The organism is Marinobacter sp. CP1 (assembly GCF_001266795.1).
In the GTDB taxonomy this organism is placed as follows: domain Bacteria; phylum Pseudomonadota; class Gammaproteobacteria; order Pseudomonadales; family Oleiphilaceae; genus Marinobacter; species Marinobacter flavimaris.
In genome coordinates, this window is the sequence record NZ_CP011929.1 from 1,643,105 (window position 1) to 1,665,159 (window position 22,055).

General features: G+C 56.7%; 23 protein-coding genes. 7 read left to right on the plus strand and 16 right to left on the minus strand.

Translation table 11 applies throughout. From position 1 onward, the window contains the following. Positions 1–36: 36 nt before the first annotated feature. From ACP86_RS07735 to ACP86_RS07755, 5 genes are all read right to left on the minus strand, one after another. Entirely contained in the window at positions 37–438 is a 402-nt protein-coding gene (locus ACP86_RS07735; protein WP_041645712.1) for an MAPEG family protein, read from the minus strand. Positions 439–440: 2 nt separating this feature from the next. Next, positions 441–683 (minus strand): GlsB/YeaQ/YmgE family stress response membrane protein, encoded by a 243-nt coding sequence (locus tag ACP86_RS07740; RefSeq protein ID WP_008175780.1) that lies wholly within the window; start codon positions 681–683, stop codon positions 441–443. Between the two features lie 95 nt (positions 684–778). After that, positions 779–1,477 (minus strand): lysophospholipid acyltransferase family protein, encoded by a 699-nt coding sequence (locus ACP86_RS07745; protein WP_053113238.1) that lies wholly within the window; start codon positions 1,475–1,477, stop codon positions 779–781. A 48-nt stretch (positions 1,478–1,525) separates the two neighbouring features. Next, positions 1,526–2,116 (minus strand): class GN sortase, encoded by a 591-nt coding sequence (locus ACP86_RS07750; protein WP_053113239.1) that lies wholly within the window; start codon positions 2,114–2,116, stop codon positions 1,526–1,528. Continuing rightward, positions 2,113–4,227: a marine proteobacterial sortase target protein gene (locus tag ACP86_RS07755; RefSeq protein ID WP_053113240.1), complete on the minus strand. Its 2,115-nt coding sequence runs from the start codon at positions 4,225–4,227 to the stop codon at positions 2,113–2,115. The genes ACP86_RS07750 and ACP86_RS07755 overlap by 4 nt, the downstream gene beginning before the upstream one ends. Before the next feature lie 193 nt (positions 4,228–4,420). Here ACP86_RS07755 and pdsR point away from each other — a divergent pair, with 193 nt between their 5' ends. Genes pdsR through ACP86_RS07770 form a run of 3 tightly spaced genes read left to right on the plus strand, consistent with a single transcriptional unit; the run spans position 4,421 to position 8,482 of the window. Beyond that, on the plus strand, positions 4,421–5,122 hold the full coding sequence (pdsR, locus tag ACP86_RS07760) for a proteobacterial dedicated sortase system response regulator (RefSeq protein ID WP_014578623.1): 702 nt from the start codon (positions 4,421–4,423) through the stop codon (positions 5,120–5,122). Positions 5,123–5,125: 3 nt separating this feature from the next. Beyond that, the gene (locus tag ACP86_RS07765) at positions 5,126–7,156 is read left to right on the plus strand and encodes an ATP-binding protein (protein WP_053113241.1); all 2,031 of its coding nucleotides are present in this window, start codon (positions 5,126–5,128) and stop codon (positions 7,154–7,156) included. An 18-nt stretch (positions 7,157–7,174) separates the two neighbouring features. After that, positions 7,175–8,482: a DUF3422 family protein gene (locus tag ACP86_RS07770; RefSeq protein WP_053113242.1), complete on the plus strand. Its 1,308-nt coding sequence runs from the start codon at positions 7,175–7,177 to the stop codon at positions 8,480–8,482. Here ACP86_RS07770 and ACP86_RS07775 read toward each other — a convergent pair whose 3' ends face one another. Further along, the gene (locus ACP86_RS07775; RefSeq protein ID WP_053113243.1) at positions 8,483–9,274 is read right to left on the minus strand and encodes an ATP-binding protein; all 792 of its coding nucleotides are present in this window, start codon (positions 9,272–9,274) and stop codon (positions 8,483–8,485) included. An 83-nt stretch (positions 9,275–9,357) separates the two neighbouring features. Here ACP86_RS07775 and ACP86_RS07780 point away from each other — a divergent pair, with 83 nt between their 5' ends. The 4 genes from ACP86_RS07780 (at position 9,358) to cysK (ending at position 13,807) form a co-directional block, all read left to right on the plus strand. After that, positions 9,358–9,801 (plus strand): methylglyoxal synthase, encoded by a 444-nt coding sequence (locus ACP86_RS07780; protein ID WP_008175765.1) that lies wholly within the window; start codon positions 9,358–9,360, stop codon positions 9,799–9,801. 67 nt (positions 9,802–9,868) lie between these two features. Further along, positions 9,869–10,564, plus strand: a complete 696-nt coding sequence (locus ACP86_RS23175; protein WP_227507840.1) for a transporter substrate-binding domain-containing protein — start codon at positions 9,869–9,871, stop codon at positions 10,562–10,564. A 38-nt stretch (positions 10,565–10,602) separates the two neighbouring features. Next, on the plus strand, positions 10,603–12,792 hold the full coding sequence (locus ACP86_RS07785; protein ID WP_227507841.1) for a diguanylate cyclase: 2,190 nt from the start codon (positions 10,603–10,605) through the stop codon (positions 12,790–12,792). A 43-nt stretch (positions 12,793–12,835) separates the two neighbouring features. Beyond that, the gene (gene cysK / locus ACP86_RS07790; RefSeq protein WP_053113244.1) at positions 12,836–13,807 is read left to right on the plus strand and encodes a cysteine synthase A; all 972 of its coding nucleotides are present in this window, start codon (positions 12,836–12,838) and stop codon (positions 13,805–13,807) included. Positions 13,808–13,845: 38 nt separating this feature from the next. On the opposite strand, the gene ACP86_RS07795 is transcribed toward cysK, so the two are convergent. The 10 genes from ACP86_RS07795 to ACP86_RS07840 form a co-directional block, all read right to left on the minus strand. Continuing rightward, complete coding sequence (locus ACP86_RS07795) at positions 13,846–14,424, minus strand: outer membrane beta-barrel protein (RefSeq protein WP_053113245.1); 579 nt, start codon at positions 14,422–14,424, stop codon at positions 13,846–13,848. Between the two features lie 166 nt (positions 14,425–14,590). Beyond that, positions 14,591–14,944 (minus strand): hypothetical protein, encoded by a 354-nt coding sequence (locus tag ACP86_RS07800; protein WP_008175757.1) that lies wholly within the window; start codon positions 14,942–14,944, stop codon positions 14,591–14,593. Between the two features lie 341 nt (positions 14,945–15,285). Further along, positions 15,286–16,167, minus strand: coding sequence for a nucleotidyl transferase AbiEii/AbiGii toxin family protein (locus tag ACP86_RS07805; protein ID WP_053113246.1), 882 nt, complete (start codon positions 16,165–16,167; stop codon positions 15,286–15,288). After that, positions 16,133–17,188: a type IV toxin-antitoxin system AbiEi family antitoxin gene (locus ACP86_RS07810; protein ID WP_039882122.1), complete on the minus strand. Its 1,056-nt coding sequence runs from the start codon at positions 17,186–17,188 to the stop codon at positions 16,133–16,135. Before ACP86_RS07810 ends, ACP86_RS07805 begins: the two co-directional genes overlap by 35 nt. A 164-nt stretch (positions 17,189–17,352) precedes the next feature. Continuing rightward, positions 17,353–18,618 (minus strand): glycerophosphodiester phosphodiesterase family protein, encoded by a 1,266-nt coding sequence (locus ACP86_RS07815; RefSeq protein ID WP_053113247.1) that lies wholly within the window; start codon positions 18,616–18,618, stop codon positions 17,353–17,355. A gap of 100 nt (positions 18,619–18,718) precedes the next feature. Then, positions 18,719–18,976, minus strand: coding sequence for a YdcH family protein (locus ACP86_RS07820; protein WP_008175748.1), 258 nt, complete (start codon positions 18,974–18,976; stop codon positions 18,719–18,721). A 115-nt stretch (positions 18,977–19,091) separates the two neighbouring features. Then, the gene (locus tag ACP86_RS07825) at positions 19,092–19,946 is read right to left on the minus strand and encodes a DNA ligase (RefSeq protein ID WP_053113248.1); all 855 of its coding nucleotides are present in this window, start codon (positions 19,944–19,946) and stop codon (positions 19,092–19,094) included. Positions 19,947–20,023: 77 nt separating this feature from the next. Beyond that, complete coding sequence (locus ACP86_RS07830) at positions 20,024–20,473, minus strand: DUF4124 domain-containing protein (protein WP_227497864.1); 450 nt, start codon at positions 20,471–20,473, stop codon at positions 20,024–20,026. A 20-nt stretch (positions 20,474–20,493) separates the two neighbouring features. After that, entirely contained in the window at positions 20,494–21,369 is an 876-nt protein-coding gene (locus tag ACP86_RS07835; protein WP_053113249.1) for a hypothetical protein, read from the minus strand. After that, positions 21,344–21,970 (minus strand): hypothetical protein, encoded by a 627-nt coding sequence (locus tag ACP86_RS07840; RefSeq protein ID WP_227507842.1) that lies wholly within the window; start codon positions 21,968–21,970, stop codon positions 21,344–21,346. Before ACP86_RS07840 ends, ACP86_RS07835 begins: the two co-directional genes overlap by 26 nt. Positions 21,971–22,055 lie beyond the last annotated feature (85 nt).

The following is a 22,055-nucleotide window of genomic DNA, read 5'->3' on the forward strand; positions in this document are numbered from 1 at the left end:
GAACGGGCGGCCATTGGCCGCCCGTTCTTTTCTGGTCTAGCCATAAACCTGCCAGACGTTCCACAACAGCAATAAGGCTGTCACCAGAATCGCCAGCCAGGTCAGCAGAATGCCGATCATACGGGCCCAATGGGTGCCACCGCGACCGTTGATCATGCCGAAGGCATGAAGAATGCGGCCAACCACCAGCGCCATACCGGTCCAGTAAATCAGAGTACTGGAAACGCCGTTGAGCTCAGCGATAGCCAGCATGAGCAGACCGAGTGGCGCATACTCCACCAGGTTGGCGTGGGCCCGGACCGCGGCCTCGAAATCCCGATCATCGGTGACGCCCAGGCCCTTTTTGTACTTCAGACGAAATTTGACGACCTGCGCCGACAACACCAGCAAAAGAATGCCGATAACTGCGGCAAACACTCCGGTTACGGGTACGATCATGCTCAGGCCTTCTTGATTGCACTAACAATAGCGAGAAGCAACACAGCGCCTACCGTTGCGGTGACCAGCTCACCAACAGCACCCTGGGCCGCCAGACCCAGAAGGCGGAACACAAAACCGCCGAGAAACGAGCCGACAATACCAATACCGATGTTGGCCAGAATGCCAAAACCACGGCCCTTCATGATCAAACCAGCCAGCCAACCGGCCACACCGCCTATAATCAAAAACAGAATCAGATTCATCTCTTGCCTCTCCCTGAGGGTCGTTGAACGAAACGATCAGTCCCGCAAGACTGCCCTGTTTACCGAAGTGCTTCAAGCACTTCCAGACGAGGCGATTACAATGTGGCAATCGTCTCCGACATTTTTTTGTGGCAACGCTCGATCAGCTCCGGAATATCATCAGCCGTGAGATCCTCGGTTTCGATGGGCGGTAAAACCCGAATGGCCACTGACTCACGCCGGCCGGTCCAGCCGACGGCCTCATCGGCGTACTCCTGAACACAGACCATGGTGATGGGCGCGCCCGATGCTACCGCTGCGTGAAACGCGCCTTTCTTGAATTTCTGCAGTCCCCGGCCCCTGCTGCGGGTGCCTTCGGGGAAAACCCAGAGGCTCTTTCGATCCCGTGCGATGGCGCTGCTGGTGGCCTTCATGACCGCAATGGCTTTGTGGGAGCGTCCGCGATTAAGGATAACGTTACCGCCCAGCCAGAAGACCTGGCCAAAGAAAGGCACCCAGACCAGTGACGATTTACCAACCGTGACGGTGCGCGGCGGCAACAAGTCGCCCACAACAAACAGATCGTCATTGTGCTGGTGATTGGCAATGACGACGGTAGGCCGGTCCTGCGGCATGTTTTCCCAGCCTTCAAGAGGGCGCTCCATACCCAGAACCGCCCGCCCGAAACGAGCGACGACGCGCGCCAGGATACGGTTGTTGTCCGGATTGAACGGCCTCGCCGCGTAGAACACGAGCGCGAACAGGCAAATGATCGGTACGCTCAGCCACGCCAGCAGTTTTCTGATAATACCCATGCAACCAAACTCTGCAGCGAAATTTTGGCGCACAAGTGTACGCCAACTTTATATTCCGGCAACAGTGTCAATTTGTTCCCTTTGTTTACCCTTTGCCGAGGCTCTGACGACGTATCGCAGCGGCCCACCGGCGTCGACACTGTCGAACGGGTAACAGGTCACCAGCAGAAGCGTCCCCTCTGGCAGACGCTGGGTATCGATCAGCTCTGAACGGCTGTCCACCACCCGGGCACCCTCCACCAGGTAACTCTGCCAACGGCCATCCCTTCCCTGCAGACGCACCTCATTGCCGGTCTCCAGTGCTTTCAGGCTCCGGAAATGTGTATCCCGGTGCCCGGCAATGATCACGGCTCCCCCGACATCTGCGCCTCCGGTTAATCGGCCCGGCCCAAAGGCCAGGCTCTCACCATGGGTATCGGCCAGAACAATCATCGAGTCGTTCAGTTCCGGAATAGCCAGCCGGGCTACCGGCCAGGTGTCCGCCCAGGGCCAGGGACGCGATTCCGTCTGCCGTGCCTGGCTTTCAGCCCAGGCGATCGCCAGTAATTCCTGGGCGATAACCGCCTTGAGCGGAATCCATAACCCGAATACCAACAAGGTAGCAGAGCTGGTCAATAACAGAAGCAGAAGCCGGGTCATGAGAACGCCCTCCTCTGCAGCAGCACAATCGCCAGTGAAAACATCAACCCCACCAAACCGAGCGCGATCAGCAACGGCGCCGATGTTGCCGTCTGTGGATAGCGCAGCATGCCCGCCTGGCTGCCCGCCGGTAGAAGAGTGGGCAAATTATCCGATTCCATGGGCGCCTCTGAACTTCGGGCGGGTGTGGAATCCACGGCCACAAAACTGGTGTAGGCAGACATCAGGCCGTGCTGAACCGCCAGCTCGGTCAGGCCGGCCTCATCCGGCTCCCGGCCTGTGACCTTAGCCTCATCCTCCAAACTGTCGATTTTCTCCCTCGCCCAATGCCGATGCAGCCCCGTTGCGGGAGCGGCCTGCTGCAGATCCAGCGTTCTGGTCCAGTCCCTGCCACCCGGCAGGCGCCCCGACACCTCCAGCTGCCCCGTGGCCGGGACGCCACGGACCACATGAATCAGCGGCTCGCCCTGGAACAAATCGCCCGGGCGTCTCGGAAACGACTCCTGACCGGCTTTCTGGCCGGGCCAGTTGACCCCGATATCGGTCAGAACCGGTGACTCCATGGCTGAGAACAGGGCCTGCAGAGGTCCATCCACATCCGAAGGCGAGTGAATCGCCGTGTAGGTACCCCTCCCCCAGCGGGCGGCTTCGCGCATGAAGTGCCGGTTCGGCGCAGAGCCAATAGCCACCGTAAACAGCCTCTGGTTTCCAAGCTGCTGGCGGATCTGCCGGAACAGGGCGGCTTCATTTCCCACCGCGCCATCGGTAATGAAAATGACCTGGCGCACCCGTGCGCCGTCTTCAGTCTCGCCTCCGCCTTCCAGGGCTCTGGACAGAGCCGGTGCCATCTCGGTGCCACCGTCGGCACGAAGGCGATCCACATATTGGCGCGCCCGGGCAAGGTTGTTACCGGTGGCCACTTCAGGCTGCATGAACAGGGAATGCGTCTGGCTGTTGAACTGGATGACATTGAACCTATCCCTTGGTGTCAGTGTGCCCAGACCGGCCTGAAGAGCATCTCGGGCCTGGCGGATCGATTCGCCCGCCATGGAACCGGAGGTGTCGATCACGAACACCAGATCACGGGGCAACGCCATGGCGCCGCTTTCTCCGGGCACCAGCATGGCCATGAGGTAGTCCTCTCCTTCCCAGGACTGATGGAACACCGCTGCCGAGGGCTCTTGCCCGGCAACCGGGCGCCAGCGCACCACAAAGTCCCGGTCCATAAGGATTTCGCCGCCATCGGGACGAACTCTGAACGTCTGGCCGTCCTGACTGGTCGCAAGTCGGTGCGACGGGCTGGAGACGCTCTCAAGGGGGAGCCCGGAATCAATCACCAGATTGATCACCGCCCGATGGCTATCATCCGCCACATCACCCGGATTGACCGTAAAGGGACTGATGGCACCGGCGTCCGGCACTTCGGTCGTCGGCACTGCCCAACCACCCTGCCACTGATCCGGAGCTGCACTGAGCGCCTTTCCCGGCATGTAACGGGGCGTCAGCGTGGTTGGCACAGTGAGTTCGAACACGCCGGCCTGATACTGCACCGGTTGTTGATACTTCAGCTCCACCGATACCGTCTCCCCCGGGGGAATGTTGGCCACCCGTGCGGTAAACAGATTCGGCCGCTGCTGCTCGACATTCGCCGCGTGCTGCCCGGCCTGTTTTGCTTTCTCATAGGTCCGGCGCGCCGTCTCCTTCGGCTTTACCTTGCCTTCGATCGTCCTCTCGCCCACTTTCATGGTCAGTCCATACACACTGGCCTTTTCCGGCAACGGGAACACAAACACGCCTTCCCGCCACCGGTCGCTGGTGTTTCGGAAACGCCTCAGCAGCCGGGAGTCGGCAATCAAACCGCTGATCCGCACATCGAAATCGCTCTCCAGAACCAGGGCCGGCTCCTGCCACTGACCCTGGCCGTCAACGAAATGGAACTGGCCAACGTTGTCGGTTTCATTTGCCTCGGCATAGAGTGGGTGGACAAACAGCATCAACATAACGGCGAGCCAAAGGCTGATGCCCTCCAGGCAGCGCTTTAACCGGATTCGCTGGCCGCTGTTAGCGAAGGGACGTGAATAAAGCCTTAGAAGGGAACTGGAAATAATCATGAGGGAATCCTTGTGACTGCATGACTGTGCGAAACACCGCCATTTCAGCAATCCGGAAAGGAACTCCCATGGCAGATTGCGACAAACCGCCCTCGAAAAATGATGAATTGTGGCAACAACGCCCTTCGAACTTGTTATCAACACCTGCCGTGGTTAAATAGGCACACACCGGCAAGGGGAAGCAGCCGCCACCATGAAGAAACACGTTGTACTGATCGAAGACGAACCCGCCATCCGCGACAACTATCGCGCTGCGTTTGAGCGCCGTGGCTATCGTGTGAGCGCACACGGCGACCGGGCTTCCGCCTGGCAGGTGCTGCGTCAGTCGTTACCCGACCTGGCCATTATCGACGTCGGGCTGGGCGATGAACCGGAAGGCGGTTTTGCCCTGTGTCAGGACCTGAGATCACTGTCCCAGACCCTGCCGATTATCTTCCTGACCGCCCGAGACAGCGACATTGATTCCGTTCATGGCCTGCGCCTCGGCGCCGACGATTACGTAACCAAGGACATGAGCCTGGACCACCTGCTGGCCCGGGTTACCGCCCTGCTCAGGCGGGCCGACGCCTGGGCCGAAGCCCTGCAGAAACCGGACGAGGTGCTCGAGCGGGGCAAACTTTCCCTCAATGTGGATCGCATGACAGTGGCCTGGGATGAAACGCCCATCGACCTGACTGTCACTGAATTCTGGATGCTGCACTCGCTGGTTCAGCACCCCGGCCATGTCCGCAGCAGGGAACAATTGATGGAAGCCGCAAGCACGGTGCTGGATGACAATACGGTCACCTCCCACATCAAGCGTATCCGCCGCAAGTTCCAGCAGATTGACGCAACCTTTGACGGCATACAGACCGCCTACGGCATGGGCTACCGGTGGAACGCCCGTGAGGTCTGAGCCTTGAATCTCAAGCGCCAGCTGTTCGTTGCCAGCCTTCTGATGCTGCTGATCCCTTGGGCGGGCCTTCAGTTTGTTCTGGAGCTTGACGATGCCCTTCGCCAACAGGCCCGACAGCAACTCCAGGCCCAGGCCGAAAGACTGGCCGCGACTGCCGGCGATCAGATCATCGGTACGCCGGTGGTCCGGCCCGGTGAGCCCGCCATCTACGTGGAACCTTTTGCCGGCAACCTGAACCTGGATGGTTACGCTGACGATTGGCCAGGATATGACGAGGCAAACCAGACCAGAAACTGGCAAAGAATCACCAGCGGCAAAGCCGGGGAAACGGCTCTGCAATGGCAGGCCGCTACCGATAGACGGAACCTGTACCTGCTAATTCGCGTTAGCCATAGGCAACCCGTGTTCTTTAATCCCGGCAGCCCGGAACAGGCCCATGACCGGCTGAGGCTCTGGCTGGAGCCCTCTGGCGGCAACCTGGCCCAGGAATCCGGCCGGCAGTCCTGGTTACTGCGCACACCGGCTCCTGGCCAGCTCTATGGCCTTGAAGAGAAAGGCGGCCAGCCCGACTATCGCCTCTCCGGCTTTTTGCAGGGCGCCGGCGATGGCTGGCAGCTGGAACTGAAACTGCCCATGCCAGTCGACCGCAGCCGCCTGGGTTTTGCGGCCTTATGGAGCAGTGATCAGGTAACCGGCGTCTCCACGTCGGTTGATCCATTGCCGGTGCTGGTCAGTCGAAATCTCGCCCTGGAGCGACAGCTGGAACCACAACTTAACCCCGGCCAGCAGGCCCGACTGGTTGAACCGGCCGGATGGGTCATCGCGAGACAACAGGCTGACTCAGCCGTCACAGCGCCAGAGTTCGACAGTCTCAGCCCGGTGCAGGTGATCGAAAAGATCAGCCTCAATGCACTCAGAGGCCTGGTCCGCCTCTACCAGCCAGAACCCACCTCAATCGAAACCGACACCAACCGTGTGGACGTTGAGGCGCTACCGGAAACGAGCCTGGTCCGTCATGAAGATGACAGCGTCTGGCTGCTGACCACCCGGGAGGTTTTCGGTGGCCGCACGCTGATTCTGGAGCAATCGCTGGATCAGCTTCTTACCCTCTCCGGCTCTGCCCTCGGCTCGGTCATTGCCCGCAGCACCCTCATCATTGTTGCTCTCACCCTGGTTCTGCTTGGCTATGCCAGCTGGCTCTCCTGGCGGATTACCCGACTGCAGCGTGCTGTCAGCGCCAGTATTGATGAAGACGGCCGGATCACCGGCAGAGTGCCGGATGCCCGAAGCAAGGACGAACTGGGCCAGTTGCAGCGACACTTCAGCCTGATGGTGGATCGTCTTCACGGGTACAACCGCTACCTGGAAAGCTTCTCCCGGCGACTCTCTCACGAGCTTAAAACACCTGTCGCCGTGGTTCGTTCCTCGCTGGAAAACCTCAACCACAGCGATTCGGAGGAAGAGCGCAGGCAATACATCGAAAGGGCCGCTTCCGCCACCGAACGCCTCCGGCAGATACTCCATGGCATGAGCGAAGCGGCGCGCCTGGAACAGAGCCTGGACCATGCGGATAAAGAGCAGTTTGATCTGGCGGAGGTAGCCGCAGAAGCAACCGCTGCGTATCAGGCCCTCGACAGCAGCCATCAGATCCGTTACTCCGGGCCGAAAGCAGGCTGCAAGATCACGGGTTCGCCAGAACTGATGGTGCAACTGCTCGACAAGCTGGTCGATAACGCCCGGGATTTCACACCACAGGATGGCCTGATTGAGGTGGGCCTGGAAACAACTTCGGAAGGGCTGTGTCTGTCGGTCTTCAACGAGGGTTCAACGCTGCCCGAAGACACAACAACTGACATCTTCAGCCCCTTCGTTTCAATGCGGGACGGCCAGGAACAGGGCCACCTGGGACAGGGGCTGCTCATTGTCAACCTGATTGCCGACTACCATGGTGCCCATGTGGAAGCCCGGAACCGCGCCCAAGGTGGCATTGACGGTGTGTGCTTCCGGGTTATGATCCCAGCTATCCACTCTTGACCACAGGACCACCCCGCCGTGAGCGCACGCCTGGACTCCCTCGATATTCACCCGCTTCGGAACGATCTCTACAACGAGCTGCACTCAAGGCCGTTCCAGGTGCTACCGACACCGGCGCGGGTTACCCAGATGGCGGTTCTGACAACACCTGAGCAACGGCAGGAACAATTCCGGCACCTGCAGGAACTCCATCGGCTGATGGGGCATCCGGTCCCGGAGAACGAGGTGGGCTGCTTTGAACATACCTTCGGTGCCCTGCGGGTGCGTCGCGAGATGCACATGGAATTCGCGTCCTACACCTTTATCAACCTGGCTGCGGGTGAGGAAACACCCTTTAGCGAGACCGGCATTACACCGCTGCCCGAGGGGTGGCTGGAACAGCTGACCGGTACAGTGATTGCGGCCTTCCACCTGGAAGTACGGCCCGCCGCTGACGGAACCGAAGGCGACCTGGACTATGTACGCAAGCACTTCGAAGGCATGCGACTGGTCGGGAGCAGTCCCCAGGAGGGTGCCGCCAGGGTATGGGGCACCTTCCGGCTACACAGTGACGGCTTTGGCCGGTTCATGGTGATGAACCACCACATGTCGGACAGCCAGCTGGGCCGTCTGACCCAGCGCCTGATGGAAATCGAAACCTACCGCCTGATGTCACTGCTGGCACTTCCCGTTGCCCGGGAAATCACACCGTCGCTGAACGATATGGATGAAAAACTGGCCGTGATCACCCGGTCACTGGCGGAAAACGAGGATGTCGACGAAGAAAAACTGCTGGCCCAGCTGACCAACATTGCCGCCCGTATCGAGGCCTTCCGGGCCCACTCCACGTTCCGTTTCTCTGCCACCCGCGCCTATCACCGGCTGGTACTGACCCGCCTGGAGGAACTACGGGAAGACGAACTCTCTGGCCACCTGACCCTGACCGAATTCATGACCCGCCGGCTGACTCCGGCCGTGAAAACCTGCGAAGCGGTGAGCGAACGGCTGGAAGACCTTTCCCGACGGGTCGACCGTGCCTCGGACATGATGCGAACCCGGGTGGAGCTGGCCATCCAGAGCCAGAACCAGCAACTGCTCAGCTCCATGGACCGGCGCTCCAAGATCCAGTTGATGATGCAGCATACGGTGGAAGGCTTCTCGGTGGTGGCCATCACCTATTACCTGATCGGCCTCCTCAAATTCGGGCTGGATTCGGTTTACGAAGCCGGTGTTGTCTTTAACAAGACCCTGGTTCTGGGCATCGCCATTCCGGTGGTGATGACCCTGGTGTTTCTCGGCGTTCGGGTGGTCCACCATCACTTCATCAAGATGGCAAAACGGCAGTAGCTACTTCAGCCTGCCGAGATCCTGCTCGCCGGCAAACTGCCGGTAAAACTGCTGGGCCGTGCGACCATTGCGTACGCCCTTGGCAGTGGCGAAGCGAATCGCCTCCCGATGCAGGCCTTCCCGGTCATCAAACTCGGGGAACAGCGCGTCCACCGCCTGCAGGTATACGGCCTGCGAAAACGCATAAAACGAAAGCTGAAGACCGAAACGGTCCGCCAGGGACACCTGCTCTTCGATGGCCTCGGCCGGGTGCAGCTCACCGTCGCGCATCTCGCTCTTGAGGTTATCGGACATGAACTCCGGCATCAGATGACGGCGGTTGGAGGTGGCATACACCCTCACATTCTCCGGGGGCAGTTCCAGGGAACCTTCCAGCACACTTTTCAGGGCCTTGTAGCTGGACTCACCAACGTCAAACGACAGGTCGTCGCAGAAGATCACGAACCGGAACGGCAGCTCGCAGATGTCGTCAACGATTTCCGGCAGGTTGACCAGATCATCCTTGTCCACCTCGATCATCCGCAGCCCCCGCTCCTGGTAGCGGTTCAAAAGCGCCTTGATCAGCGACGACTTGCCGGTGCCGCGTGAGCCCCAGAGCAACGCGTTGTTGGAGGGTTCACCGGCCAGAAACCGCTCGGTATTTCGGGCCAGAGCCTGCTGCTGTCGGTCGATGCCCTTCAGATCCTGCCATTGCACCGGATCGAGCCGGCGGATGGCGCGCAGCCCCGAGCGATGCCGACGCCAGACAGCCGCTGGTGTGGATTGCCAGTCAAACGATGTTGTCGCGGACATAAACCTCTTTCCTATTCCGAACCGGGCCAGCCTGTGAAACACTGGCACCGTAAAAACCTTGATAACAGGAGACTTTACCCCAAATGGCCGTAAAATCCGTTGCTTTGGTGGCACACGACAACAAGAAAAAGGAACTGGTGGACTGGGTTGCCGAAAACCGCACCCGCTTCGCCCCGCTGAAACTCTACGCCACCGGCACCACCGGCCGGCTGCTCCGGGATAACCTGGAGCGGGACGATATCCATTGCCTGCTAAGCGGTCCGCTGGGCGGCGACCAGCAAATTGGCGCCAAGATCGCCGAGGGCGAAATCGACCTGCTGGTGTTCTTCTGGGACCCCCTGGAACCTCAACCCCATGACCCGGACATCAAGGCACTGCTGCGCATTGCCGCGCTCTGGAACATTCCCGTGGCCTGCAACCGCGCAACTGCCGAATTCATTCTTACCTCGGCGTACATGACAGACGACCAGCATCATCCGAAAAAGCCGGACTTCTCCGATTACACCGGCCGCCCAGTGAGCACCTGAGTAATGTTCAATCGAGTCGGTTAAGGCTACACTTAAGTCGAAGCTGTAAAGGATCGCCGGCTCGCCGATGAAGACTTCCGATACTCACAAAGAAACTCGATACCGGAGCGTGGCCGCGACAGTCCTCTGGGCCCTTTGCCTTTTGCTCGCATCCCCACTGGCGATGTCCGAACAGGCGGACGACACCGTGACTGTCGGCATCGTGGGCGACAACAAACCCTACTCGTTCGACGATGGCCCCGGCGCCTCCGGTTTTTCTGTTGATGTGCTTCGGGAAGTCGCCCGCAAGGCCGATCTGACCTTCCAGTTTCGCGCCGGCAGCTGGCCGGAAATCTACGATGCATTTTTGCGGGGCGAACTAGATGTTATCGACGGCATCTCGTTCAGTGCCGAGCGTGCAGAGAACATCCTGTTCACTGAGCCCTACCACCTTCGCCAGACCTATCTGATGCACAACACCCAGAGGCCACTGAGAGACATCAACACCATTTCAGATCTCAAGGGACTTAGGGTCGGCATTGTGCGCGACGTGTACTACCGCGACGCCCTCCAGGCAGAAGGTGTCTCCCTCACGAGCTACGATTCCGTTCACAGCCTCATTCGGGCCCTTGCCTTCGGCTGGGTGGATGTCGTTGTCGGCCCCAGGCTTACGCTCCAATACTATGCCAACAAGGCCGGATTCGGTTTTCTCGAAATTGCCGGCCCCGCGCCACTCGGCGATCTGGCGATCTGGCGACCGAAGATTTCCGCATTGGCGTTTTAAAGTCCAACGAGGACCTGTATCAGAAGATCGCCTCTGGTTTGGAACAGGTCCCGAAAGAGCGAATCAGCCAACTACTTCAGCGTTGGCAGGACCTTGGAGGTAACAGCCTCGTAAGCGGAACCAGTTTTTCCCTGTCGCCAGAACAGCGCCGGTTCATTGCTGAAACGGGCCCTGTTCGCGTTGGCCTGATGCGGGATTACGCACCCTACAGCTTCGAAAGCGGGACACGAATTCACGGCTTGACCGTTGATATCCTCAATCGGATATCGGACCTGACGGGATTACAGGTGATACCGGTTGAGGGGCAATGGGTAGAACTGTTGCCATTATTCCGGGATGGCGAGATCGATGTCCTGGCCAACATGTCTTTCAGACCTGAACGGCAGGCTTTCACTCGTTTCACCGAGCCCTATCACACCATCCCGAACGTCGCTTTTACCCGGGACCCAACCCTGAGAACCGAGACCCTGGCTGATCTCAAAAATCAGCGTGTTGCCCTGGGTTCCGGTATTTACTACGAAGAGCCTGTCAGAGAGGCCCTGGGCGAAAATGCCCGAATATTCACGACCCAGGAGGCCATGTTCCAGGCGCTATCCCGGGACGAGGTGGATGTTGTTCTGGCCGCCCTGCCCAATGGCAATTTCTGGATTCGCGAGTTGGGCATCCCGGGTGTCCGGATAGCCGGCGAGCTGGTACTGGACGAACAGACGGGAGAAGATCTGCGGTTCGGCGTGAGACCAGGGCTCGCGCCGCTCGCGGAAATCCTTGACGATGCATTGGCAGCAATCACGCCGGAAGAAATGCACACCATCGAGAGCCGTTGGTTGGGGGCCAGTGTTGATGTGGAAGTCCAGGAAACTGGTGAGGTTTCTCTGAACGCCGTTGAGCTCGCCTGGCTTGGGACGCATGACAATCAACTCAGCTACTGTATTGATCCGGACTGGTTCCCGTTGGAAGGCCTGGACGAGGAAGGCAGGCATGCCGGATTATCCGCAGAGGTTGCGCGACTCTTCTCCAAACGATCGCCCGTGGACTTCGAACTGGTTGCCACAGAAAGCTGGACCGAATCCATTGCCTCGATCAAACAGGGTAAATGTCAGATTTTCACCATGGCGATGCAAACGCCGGAACGGTTGGAGTTCCTCAACTTTACAGAACCCTATCTCGAAGTGCCCACAGTGGTTCTTGGCCGGATTGAAGCCCCCTTTATAGAACGCGTGGGCGATCTTCGTGGCCAGAGAATCGGTGTTGTCGAGGACTACGCGTTCGCAGAGCTGCTCCAAAGCCGCTATCCCTCCTTGAACCTGGTCGAAGTTCCCAATGAGCAGGCTGGCCTGAGGCAACTGCAGAACAACGAACTGGATGGTTACATCACCACTCTGGCAACCGCCAGTTACTATATGCAGGAACTCGGCCTCGCTGATTTGAAGGTCATCGGGCGGATTCCAGCAGACTGGTCGCTGTCTATTGCAGTCAGGAAAGACGAGCCTGTTGTTCTGGGCATCATGCAGAAACTGGTATCCAGTCTTACCACCCAGGAACGCAAAGACCTCGAAAGGCAATGGCGCAACATCCGCCTCAAAGAGCCTGTGGATTACACCCTGATCTGGCAACTGTCGATCGCCGCCATTGTGATCGCTTTCCTACTGGTTTACTGGAATAGAAAGCTGAATCGCCTCAACCATGATCTGACCGAGGCCAACGAGACGCTCGCGAAACTCAGCGTTACCGACGACCTGACAAAGTTGGGCAACCGAAGCTACTTTGACCAGGAATTCCGGAAGAGCTTCCAGTGGTGCCAGCGCCACAATTCTGGCTTTGCAGTGGCCATGGTCGACGCCGACCACTTCAAAAGGATCAACGACAATTACGGCCATGAAGCGGGCGACATCTGCCTGCAAACACTGGCAGAGCTTATGCGCAAACATTTCCGGCGGGAAACCGACCGGCTCTCGCGCTTCGGTGGCGAAGAGTTCGTTATTTTCGCCAGCTATGAGGACAACAGCGAAATTCGTAACCGACTGGAATCCTTCCGCAAACACGTCGAAAAAAGCTGCTCGGTGTGCGGAGAACACGACGTTCACCTCACCATCAGCATTGGCCTTGCCACTGGCATACCGGGCCCCGACGACTCGCCAGCAGAGTTTCTCAGACAGGCAGACCAGGCGCTCTACCAGGCCAAGCAGAACGGTCGCAACCGGCTGGAAGCGCGCTCAGTGGGTTCCTGAGTGGTGCTAGACTGAATAAAAACAAAGTAACAAGGAGAACGCCATGGCTCGCATCTACGAGGACAATTCCCTGTCCATCGGCAATACCCCACTGGTCAGACTGAACCGCGTGAACGACGGCGCCACGATCTGGGCCAAGATTGAGGGCCGAAACCCGGCCTATTCCGTTAAGTGCCGGATCGGCTCTGCCATGATCTGGGACGCCGAGAAGCGCGGTACCCTGAAGGCGGGCATGACCATCGTGGAACCCACCAGCGGCAATACCGGGATCGCCCTGGCCTACGTGGCAGCCGCCCGGGGCTACAAACTGATCCTGACCATGCCCGCCTCCATGAGCCTTGAGCGTCGCAAGGTCTTGAAGGCACTGGGAGCAGAACTGGTGCTGACCGAACCTGCCAAAGGCATGCCGGGTGCCATCGCCAAGGCCGAAGAGATCTTCTCGTCAGACCCGGATAACTATTTCCTGCCCCAGCAGTTCCAGAACCCGGCCAACCCCCGAATCCACGAGGACACCACCGGCCCGGAAATCTGGGAAGACACTGATGGTGAAATCGATATCTTCGTGGCGGGCGTGGGCACCGGTGGCACGCTGACCGGCGTTTCCCGCCACATCAAAGGCACCAAGGGCAAACAGATCGCCACCATTGCCGTCGAGCCTACCGACTCACCGGTGATCACCCAGATGATGAACGGCGAAGACATCAAGCCGGCGCCCCACAAGATCCAGGGCATCGGTGCGGGCTTCGTGCCAAAGAATCTGGATCTGGAAATGGTTGACCAAGTGGAGACGGTCACCAATGAAGAGGCCATGGACATGGCCCATCGGCTGATGAAGGAAGAGGGCATTCTCTGCGGTATTTCCTGCGGCGCAGCCGTGGCGGCTGCGGTACGCATCAGCAAGCAGCCGGAGTACCAGGGCAAGAACATTGTGGTGGTGCTGCCGGATACCGCCGAGCGTTATCTTTCCACCGCGTTATTCGCCGGCCAGTTTGGCGAGCAGGAAAACGTTCAGTAAAAGAGAAAGGCGCAGCCTCGCGCTGCGCCCTGCACTCATCAGAACTGATATTTCAGGCCGACCCGACCGGTATCAAACTCCGGTCCGCTGTTGGTTACCTGGCCGTTGAAGTCCTCTTTATCAATGTCGACGTTATAGCGATTGTATTCCGCGAATGCCGTCAGCGCGGGCGTTACCCGGAAATCCACACCGGCGCCAACAAAGGGCGATACCTCATCGTAGGTTTCACTTTCGTTGAATGCATCAACATCGAACGCAGACGCAAACGCGCCGGCCTTACCATAGACGCCGAAGCTGTCGGTCAGAGGCAGACGGCCAACAGCGCTCAGGCCAAAGCCTTTCAGCTTGCCTTCAACGTCGTCCTCGCCAAAGTTGCCGAAATCAATGTATTCGGCCTCCAGGGCAAAAAACGGACTGAACTGGTAGCCAACAGCGGCGCCAAGCAGATCGTTTTCGTCCTCGAACTCGCCGCCGTGTGATTTGTAGCCACCGTAGCTGCCGCTGACATACGGGCCTGACTGGTCCCTCTCCACGTTGCTCTGAGCTAATGCGACGGGCGCAGTAACAAACGAGGCTGTGAACAGTGCGGCGCTGGTAAAACGGATTGCGGAATTCATAGGGCGTTCCTCCTAATGAGTTCAAATATCCTTTCATTCCATGGAAATCGAAAGTTGCCTTTCAATTACCTGAACTCACCCTACTAGGAATTCCTGCCCTACCGGGTTAAACCCGGACTAAGATCCCGTAATCCGCAATTAACCTCGAAAAAACAACAACTTTGACTTATTGAGGGGTATTAGAATCTGGCTTGGTTTCACTCTCGTTCTCGGGAGTCTTATATGCAACGACCCGGTCGGGGTCAGACGACTCGGCCCGTTTCATCAGCACCATGCCACCTTCCATCAGCAATGATTTGAGCCTGGGATCCTTCTGCTCTGCGATACCCACTGCGAACGCCATCAACGCGGCCTCCAGGGGATTGGCTTTGATCAGATTGCGAATGGCATCGATACCTAAACCTGATTGCGCCTCTACCCCTTTTTGCCGTTTTCTGGAGGAAACCGGCCGTGTCAGGCGGTAGAAGACAAGCGCAAGGAAGAGAATGCAATCAGAACTGGCTGAGCCATAACACCACATTGGTGACTTCTTTGCGGAATTTAGCCGCCACGAATATCAGGCGCTAGGAACTGCTCAGATTCGCGGAGTAGCCGCCGTACTTCAGCGCCTGCCAGACCACATAACGATCGGATGTCATCCAGCTTCTTTTCGATAATGACCAGGTTGCCGTCTTTGTCGAGAACAAGTGAATCTCGGCGTCCACGGGTATCTTCAAAACCGTCGAACTCTTTCTGGATAATCGGAAGCTCTTCGCCGAAGGCTTCGGGAGCGTTTTCGAGCCATTCCTGACAGTGATTTCGCTCTAAAATCTTGCATTCTGAGAAGTTACCGCCATTGGTGTTATGCGGTTGGCTTCTGAGTCAATTTTGTACATTTGTTACTTCTGAGCCAAAAAGTCCGCCAATAAACGCTGACACAACTTCTTCGGTGAAATCGCCGCACGTGTTGCCCGAATCCCTAGTCAGGTTGGCAATCAGATCCTTACTGAGCAGGCGTCGCAGGACTTTCATCGTTGATTTGTTGGCAATCTGTGCCGTTTCCTTGCCGAGCAACTGAGCGCCCGCAAGTCTCGTATCCCAGCCGTAGGCTTCGAGGATGCTTTCATGCTGTTCGAAAAGCCGGTCCATCTGGCCAGGAATATTTTCATAGTTGGATGCCAGATAAGCGATATCGGCCGCGTCTTTGCGTCTTGTTTGCGCATCTCTTTCGGACCAGGCCACCAGTTTCAGAAGGGCCAATCCCTGAGGACTGGCAACAGGCAACTCCAGCTCTGACTCTGACTCTGACTCTGACTCTGACTCTGACTCTGCTGCTATCATCAACCAGTCGGCGTTATTCAGGGCATCCTGAAAACCGACCACGCTCATTTGCACTTCGCCAGAAGGCGGCCATTGAATAACTGAATCGTCACTTTCAACAGCTCCAAAAGGAAGAATGTCGATGGGTGCGCCGTTCGGGCCGTGCAAACGATGAGGGAGATCGGTTTTGGTATAACCTTTGCCAATCAAACTATCGCGGATGCGTTCAAAATCAGCCCAATCCGGGACCTGAACGGCAAGATCGATATCCATTGTTGCCCGTTGAATGGGTGCTCCATAGGCGTGATGCATTACCAGATCACGGGCGGAGGCGCCGACAATGATGAATGGCACATCCTGATCCACGGCGACACACTTGATGGCTCCGTAGGTCTTCAATTGAGTCGGATCAATATTCTTGGAATCGATCTTTAATCTGGGCATAAAGCCGCTCCGCTGCTTCCAGGTTACGCGAGTCGCCGGTCATCAGGAGGTCAGCATAGACAAGAATATCTGGGGCAATCCCAGGAGTTTGGTTTACGTTGAGTGAATCAGCGAGCCAGAATTTCTCGTTGATCTGCAATGTCTCGGACGTATTGGGTGAATTGCCCGGGCTTTTACGAAGCCTATATTCCATCACCAAGCTTTTCAGCTTTTCTCGGGGCAGATAAATAGTCCCCTGGGCAGGCGACAGATAGTTGCCCAGCCGAGAGACGGCAACTTCCCCGCCCCAACACCCACCCAGAAGCTCCGGCCGGATTTTCTTCCACGGCATCGCAGAGGTTGCCTGAAATAGCCCCATGTCCAACTCGGGTAGCAGTTTTTCCGGGTAGGACTCGGCCCAGCGATCAAGCAGCCCCATAGGGTTCTCAAGTGACCTTGCGCCCTTCTTTCCATGTTCTCGAACATAGCCCTTGTCTTTCAGGTCATTCAGAACCCAGCCGATGGCTCCGAGGGAAACACCGCTGACTTCTGCCATTTTTCGATAAGTTTCACCGACCAGATGAGGGTCCATTAGAAAACTGAAAATCAGCTTTAAACCAGATGAATTAAAGGCTCGGGAGGTTTTCCTTGCTGATGCATGAACCGGCCTTTTGCGATTACCTTTTACGAAGATGAAGAATGTCTTTTCGTTCAGATAAGCATTGCCGGCGGCGTCAATGAACTGTGCGCCGGCTTCTCGAAGGCGGTCTGCCATATTCGGGTTTACGTAATCAGCGACCAGCAATGCGGGCGGCGGCATTCGCCGTAGCTGAGCGACAATAGTGCCTATATTCGCCTGCTGCGCCCAGCGCTTCAGCTCAACGCTGTACTGGATGCCCGTATCGCCCAGTTCAAGAATGAGGCCATCAGAGCAGGGCATCACTTCACTCTCGACAGTAGGGTGTAAGTCTAAACCTGTCTCTTGATGGAACGCGCGGATTGCCTGGCTTAGAAATGCGCGCTCGTTGATTGATGGTTTCATAGCCTCTCCAACATTATGTTCACAAAATAGCACTGTTCATTAATAATGAACAAGACTTTTAAGTGAACAAGAGCTCAGGAGCGCTATTGTCTGTCCTCCGGAGAAACAGGCCATAGATTCACATTCTCTCCGGGGGGCCAACTTGGCGCTGCGCCGTCCCTACCTCAATGCTTAGACAACCCCATACAATTGGCATAGAAGGTCGTTGTCGCCGGCCAATCCGAGAAAACCCCAATCACACCTACCTCACGGGCCAGAACATCGATCACGGTGAGCACGTCGCCGTCGTTGTTAATGGCATCGGTCACCGTCTGGTAATACCAGCCGCCGCCCTTTTCCAGCGGACCGCTGCGCTCAACGGTCCAGGCAATCAGGTCCAGGCCGGCTTCGCGCGCATTCTCCGCGTACCGGGACGGAACGATTTGCCTCTGGCTGTCCAGAGTCAGCAGCTTCCAGAGCGCCGGCGCCAGAATGTTCACACCCCTACTTTTAAGGTAAGCCATATAGGTTGCGGACGCGTTCACAAGGGTAGACTCAGATTGGTCGAGGAAGACTGCTTGCCGACCAAATTCCGGCATCTCGTCTACCCAGAAAAGAACGTCCTTCAAATTGAAGGACTGGGGCCAGACGTCTTCCGGCTGCACACCGGCATCGATGTAATCCTGGATCATTTGGCGGGCATAGTCTTGCTGGCTGCAATCCCCCTCAAAGGGCATAGCAACCACCGGTGATTTCAATTCCGGAGTGAACTTCGCGCCCAGAGCCCTGAACAACTCGATGCTCTCCTGATGAGTCATCAAGGTGCCCCGGCTGGAGTAGAGATCAGTGCGCCAGTCTGCGGTGCCAGCCAGGTATTCCTCCGGCGTGGTTGCCATTGGGTTGTGGGCATCCATCTTGCCCTCCAGTGACTTGAACTCGGCCAGAGTGATATCGCTGGTGCGACACTCGGCCTGTGCCGGCGTGCCCGTGGCAGGATCGGCGGGCACAAAAGGCTGGGTACACTTGGCGTTCAATGCAGGGACGGCAACGATATTGGTGGTGGTATGAAGGTCGTCCTGGGCATGTCGGCAAACCAGTTCCCGATCCCTGGTGAAGGCGACATCACATTCCAGAATACCCGCACCCATGCGCGCTGCCGCAATGTAGGATTCACGGGTATGTTCGGGAAACTGCAGGGGCGCGCCACGATGGCCGATGGAGAAATCCGTTTTCTCGACAGTGTCGGTATTGCAGGCTTGCAGGCGCTCTTTGAGCGGACTGTCGTCCATTGCACCAACCAGCCAGAAAGGCCGTGGTCCCAGATGGACCGAGGGCTCCGACTGTTCAGGCGCCAGCGCAATTGATTGCGGGGAGAGCTCTTCAACGGTCGCCGCTTGTACCAGGGAAAGTACCGAGCACAGCACCAGCCCCGAAAGGATCCGTAACATCATAACCTCCTCCTTGTGAGACCGATGATACCCTATCAACAGTCTCCCCAAGGAGGATTACGGCCAATTGACAGCCGATGCTGGATTATCTGGCAGGTTGCCCTCAGCTAGCCGCCGAAGCCTCATACTCGCGAATCATGGCAAACAACTGGTCCTTCAGATTCAGCCGCTTCTTTTTGAGGTTTTCCAGATACTCATCGGAGGTGTTTTCAGCGCCCGTTTCAACGCGATGAACGGCATGGTCCACTTCATGATATTCGTCAAACAGCTTGGCGAAGTGAGTGCTGTTGGTTTTCAAAAGATGAATGGCTTCTTTGGATTCCGGCAGTTCGTGAATCAGATCGTGTTTTTCGAGGGACATTCGCGCAGTCTCCATGACTGTGGGGGATGAGATGTATTTGACTCATTCCAGTGTATGGCTAGCTGCGCTTGCCAGTCTTGACCCCCGTCAAGCGCCAGTGAGCCTGTGCGCTCAATTACCGCGCAGGTTCATCATTCCGGATACGGAGAAAGCTGGCAAAGCGAGGCAGCCCCGTGGCTGTGAGGCCATAGTGCTTGAATGTGATCGTGGTTCCGGGTCTCGGAGGAGACGCTCGCTCGGAATCGCTGAACCCCGTACCAATCCGGAATCGCCTGCCATCGTCCAACTCCACCAGCAGTGACCCCATCAGCCCCTCGTATTTGCCCTTTCCCGGCAGATGATGAACAACCACCGCTTCGGCATCCTGATACTGTTTTACTTTCAGTAGATCATCGGAGCGCCCACTTCGGTAATGACTGGACCCCAGCTTCAACATCAAACCCTCTGCGCCGCCGTCGACGATCTTATCCAAACGCTGCATCAGTTTCTCATGGGTGCTCGCCCGTTGCTGATCGACAAGCGCCATGTAGGGTGATTCAACCTCTTGGATTAATACACGCAGCCGGGCCAAACGTTGGTCGAAGGTTGCCTCCTTATCCGGAAGATCAAACACCATGAACCGAATCCGCCGCCAATCGTTGTCATCGGGCACCACCTGACGCACCGCCCCTGACAATTCCGCAAAACGGCCCCGCCCCATCCAGAGCTCACCGTCCAGGGGACGTGCCGGAAACCCTCTGGTGAACCAACCGGGTGCCCGATACTCATGACCGCCACGGGAAAGAAATCGCTCGCCAGTCCAGTATGCTCGCACCCCGTCGAGCTTTTCACTGACCCAGTAGCCGTCCAGCGGCATGCCCTTTTGATACACGTTGGCGAGTGTCAGCTCGGGCTGTTTCGCTACCGCCACGGGGGAAAACAGAAGGGAAATCAGCACCGGCAGCGCGGCGCTGAACAATCGAAACGGCATGGCAATTCCTTTGCTCTCAGTTGCTTTTTCCTACAGAGGTCAGACTTTCCTTTCCGCCCCTGGTCAGCATCCGCGTATTAGTCGTTTCCGCAGGTGCTCCTCACCTTTTCCCGGAAATCCTCACGAATACGGGTATTCTCGGCCTCATTGACATAAATCCGCTCGCCCTGATCGTTGATGTTGTAGAAGGTCGAAACGCTGGCAAGAAACTTGAGGCGCGCCCGAAGCTTTCTGCACAGCTCGGCTTGCTTCTCCGCCTTCTCCTCGGCTTTGGCATTGGCAGCCTGCCGCGTCTCACGCTCTTCCTGCTGCTGCTCCAGAAACTCGGTCATCTTCTGATGCCGCTCCCGGGCTCCCGCATCCACGCTGGCCGGGGCGGCCTTTACCGTAACTTCACTTGATGCTGCCTGAGCTGGTGGACGGTCCCCGAAATGGGTCTGACCGTTGGCATCGACCCATTTGTAGACGCCGGCGTTTGTGGAGAGGGGAATAAGGCAGAGGAGCATTAGAGCGATTTTTACAGACACCGCGAATTCCTTTTCAATGGCTAGTAGTAATTGGCTTTACCGAAAATGGCTTCAATTTCCTTCGGCCATTTGTATTTAAAGGGGGTAAAATTCCACCAAATAATACTCGGAACAAATAAAATGACCCCCAAACACTCAACAATTTTGATCCCAATTGATTTCTTTTTCAGATCCTCTTTATAGAAATCGTAATTAACCCAGGCAAGATTATCGAAGTCCTCTCTAGTGGTTCCTTCATCATAATACCTGACAATAAAATTCCATTTCTGGTAAATACGTTCTTCTTTAAAACCGGAAGATATTTTTTTCCGCTGCAGGGGCATCTTTGGGGGCTTTCCACAAAAGTAATGCTTTTCCCGCATAAAAAGGTGGGCGTAGTACTGTCGTTCCCATACAACCCCGGAGCCTAAATATTGCCAGTTGTAAGAAAAGGTCACTTCCAATTCGTCCCAAGGAATCCGGTAGAACGTCCCTCTATGCCCTACGTAAACAAATCCTTCCTTTCGGTCGATCCGGACGGGCAACGTGAGGGGAAGAAAAATTTCGAACACATAGACGGCCACCCAGACTGGCCCAAAAGCAATCAACATCGCAAACAGTGCTTTTGAATAAAAAAAGCTAATAACCCAACCCAATACCATAACAATAATCATGAAAATATTGATGATTGCTGGCAAGCCTGAGCGAAGAGACATTAAGGCAGTGCGAATGTCCACGAAACGTTCACAGATGCAGGCAAAACTGTGCTCCATCTTTTCCGACGAATCGGACACCCCCCTCACTTTTCGTGCCGGCGGACTAGCAAGCCGCGCTCCGTGGGTTCGGTACAGCTTCTTTTCCAGTTGTTGTTCCAGGTTCGTGTCCGGAAAATCACACTTCAAAGGCAAGTCTTTCATCGATACCCAGTTCCTCTACATCGTTGTTATCCAGAATGACTCTAAGCCCGTTTTCACCCGTTACGCTCCTGCCGTCTTTCTCATACTCGATCAGCATTTCGAGCTGTTCCCAATTGTCGTGATTGTAGTGCGTGAACCGATACATTAAGCCCTGCGAAGTGGAGTCTATCCTCGCTGTTCTATTAAACAGATCTGTGATTTCCCTCGACTCGTTCTCCACTAACCAGTTTCTATTAGCCACGAAAAGCTTGATGGAGACAGCGCAGTTACCTTCAATGTAACCTGGAAAATACACGATGAGACTGGTGAATTCTGATAGAACTCGCTGCTCACCCTGTTGGGTTACCGCCCAATGCTTGGGCATGTACTCAGTTATCTTTACCAGGGGGGAGAACAGCAAATAGTAGAATCCATCCAGTTCCGCTTCGAAATATCGCCTGACATCGACACCCTCACCCTGAGAAACAATGGTTCGGCTATCTTCCAGAAGCTCTGCGCTTGATGGCCTGGATTGCTCATCCCAGTACCGCAATGTAGGCGCGTTACCCCAGAATGACAGTGAAATGAAATCCTCGATCCTAGCAGCCTGTCGGACTTGCACCTGACAGACAGCGTTTAAAGTGATCTTGTTCGCTTGGCTCCCGACTTTCACCGCAAGTGGCCATCGGGGTGCACAGATTGGCCTC

Excerpts from the sequence above, each read along its gene's own strand:
- ACP86_RS07735 (WP_041645712.1), bottom strand. The coding sequence starts at position 438 with ATGATCGTACCCGTAACCGGAGTGTTTGCCGCAGTTATCGGCATTCTT.
- ACP86_RS07740 (WP_008175780.1), bottom strand. The coding sequence starts at position 683 with ATGAATCTGATTCTGTTTTTGATTATAGGCGGTGTGGCCGGTTGGCTG.
- ACP86_RS07745 (WP_053113238.1), bottom strand. The coding sequence starts at position 1,477 with ATGGGTATTATCAGAAAACTGCTGGCGTGGCTGAGCGTACCGATCATT.
- ACP86_RS07750 (WP_053113239.1), bottom strand. The coding sequence starts at position 2,116 with ATGACCCGGCTTCTGCTTCTGTTATTGACCAGCTCTGCTACCTTGTTG.
- ACP86_RS07755 (WP_053113240.1), bottom strand. The coding sequence starts at position 4,227 with ATGATTATTTCCAGTTCCCTTCTAAGGCTTTATTCACGTCCCTTCGCT.
- pdsR (WP_014578623.1), top strand. The coding sequence starts at position 4,421 with ATGAAGAAACACGTTGTACTGATCGAAGACGAACCCGCCATCCGCGAC.
- ACP86_RS07775 (WP_053113243.1), bottom strand. The coding sequence starts at position 9,274 with ATGTCCGCGACAACATCGTTTGACTGGCAATCCACACCAGCGGCTGTC.
- ACP86_RS07780 (WP_008175765.1), top strand. The coding sequence starts at position 9,358 with ATGGCCGTAAAATCCGTTGCTTTGGTGGCACACGACAACAAGAAAAAG.
- ACP86_RS23175 (WP_227507840.1), top strand. The coding sequence starts at position 9,869 with ATGAAGACTTCCGATACTCACAAAGAAACTCGATACCGGAGCGTGGCC.
- cysK (WP_053113244.1), top strand. The coding sequence starts at position 12,836 with ATGGCTCGCATCTACGAGGACAATTCCCTGTCCATCGGCAATACCCCA.
- ACP86_RS07795 (WP_053113245.1), bottom strand. The coding sequence starts at position 14,424 with ATGAATTCCGCAATCCGTTTTACCAGCGCCGCACTGTTCACAGCCTCG.
- ACP86_RS07800 (WP_008175757.1), bottom strand. The coding sequence starts at position 14,944 with ATGTGGTGTTATGGCTCAGCCAGTTCTGATTGCATTCTCTTCCTTGCG.
- ACP86_RS07805 (WP_053113246.1), bottom strand. The coding sequence starts at position 16,167 with ATGCCCAGATTAAAGATCGATTCCAAGAATATTGATCCGACTCAATTG.
- ACP86_RS07810 (WP_039882122.1), bottom strand. The coding sequence starts at position 17,188 with ATGAAACCATCAATCAACGAGCGCGCATTTCTAAGCCAGGCAATCCGC.
- ACP86_RS07815 (WP_053113247.1), bottom strand. The coding sequence starts at position 18,618 with ATGATGTTACGGATCCTTTCGGGGCTGGTGCTGTGCTCGGTACTTTCC.
- ACP86_RS07820 (WP_008175748.1), bottom strand. The coding sequence starts at position 18,976 with ATGTCCCTCGAAAAACACGATCTGATTCACGAACTGCCGGAATCCAAA.
- ACP86_RS07825 (WP_053113248.1), bottom strand. The coding sequence starts at position 19,946 with ATGCCGTTTCGATTGTTCAGCGCCGCGCTGCCGGTGCTGATTTCCCTT.
- ACP86_RS07835 (WP_053113249.1), bottom strand. The coding sequence starts at position 21,369 with ATGAAAGACTTGCCTTTGAAGTGTGATTTTCCGGACACGAACCTGGAA.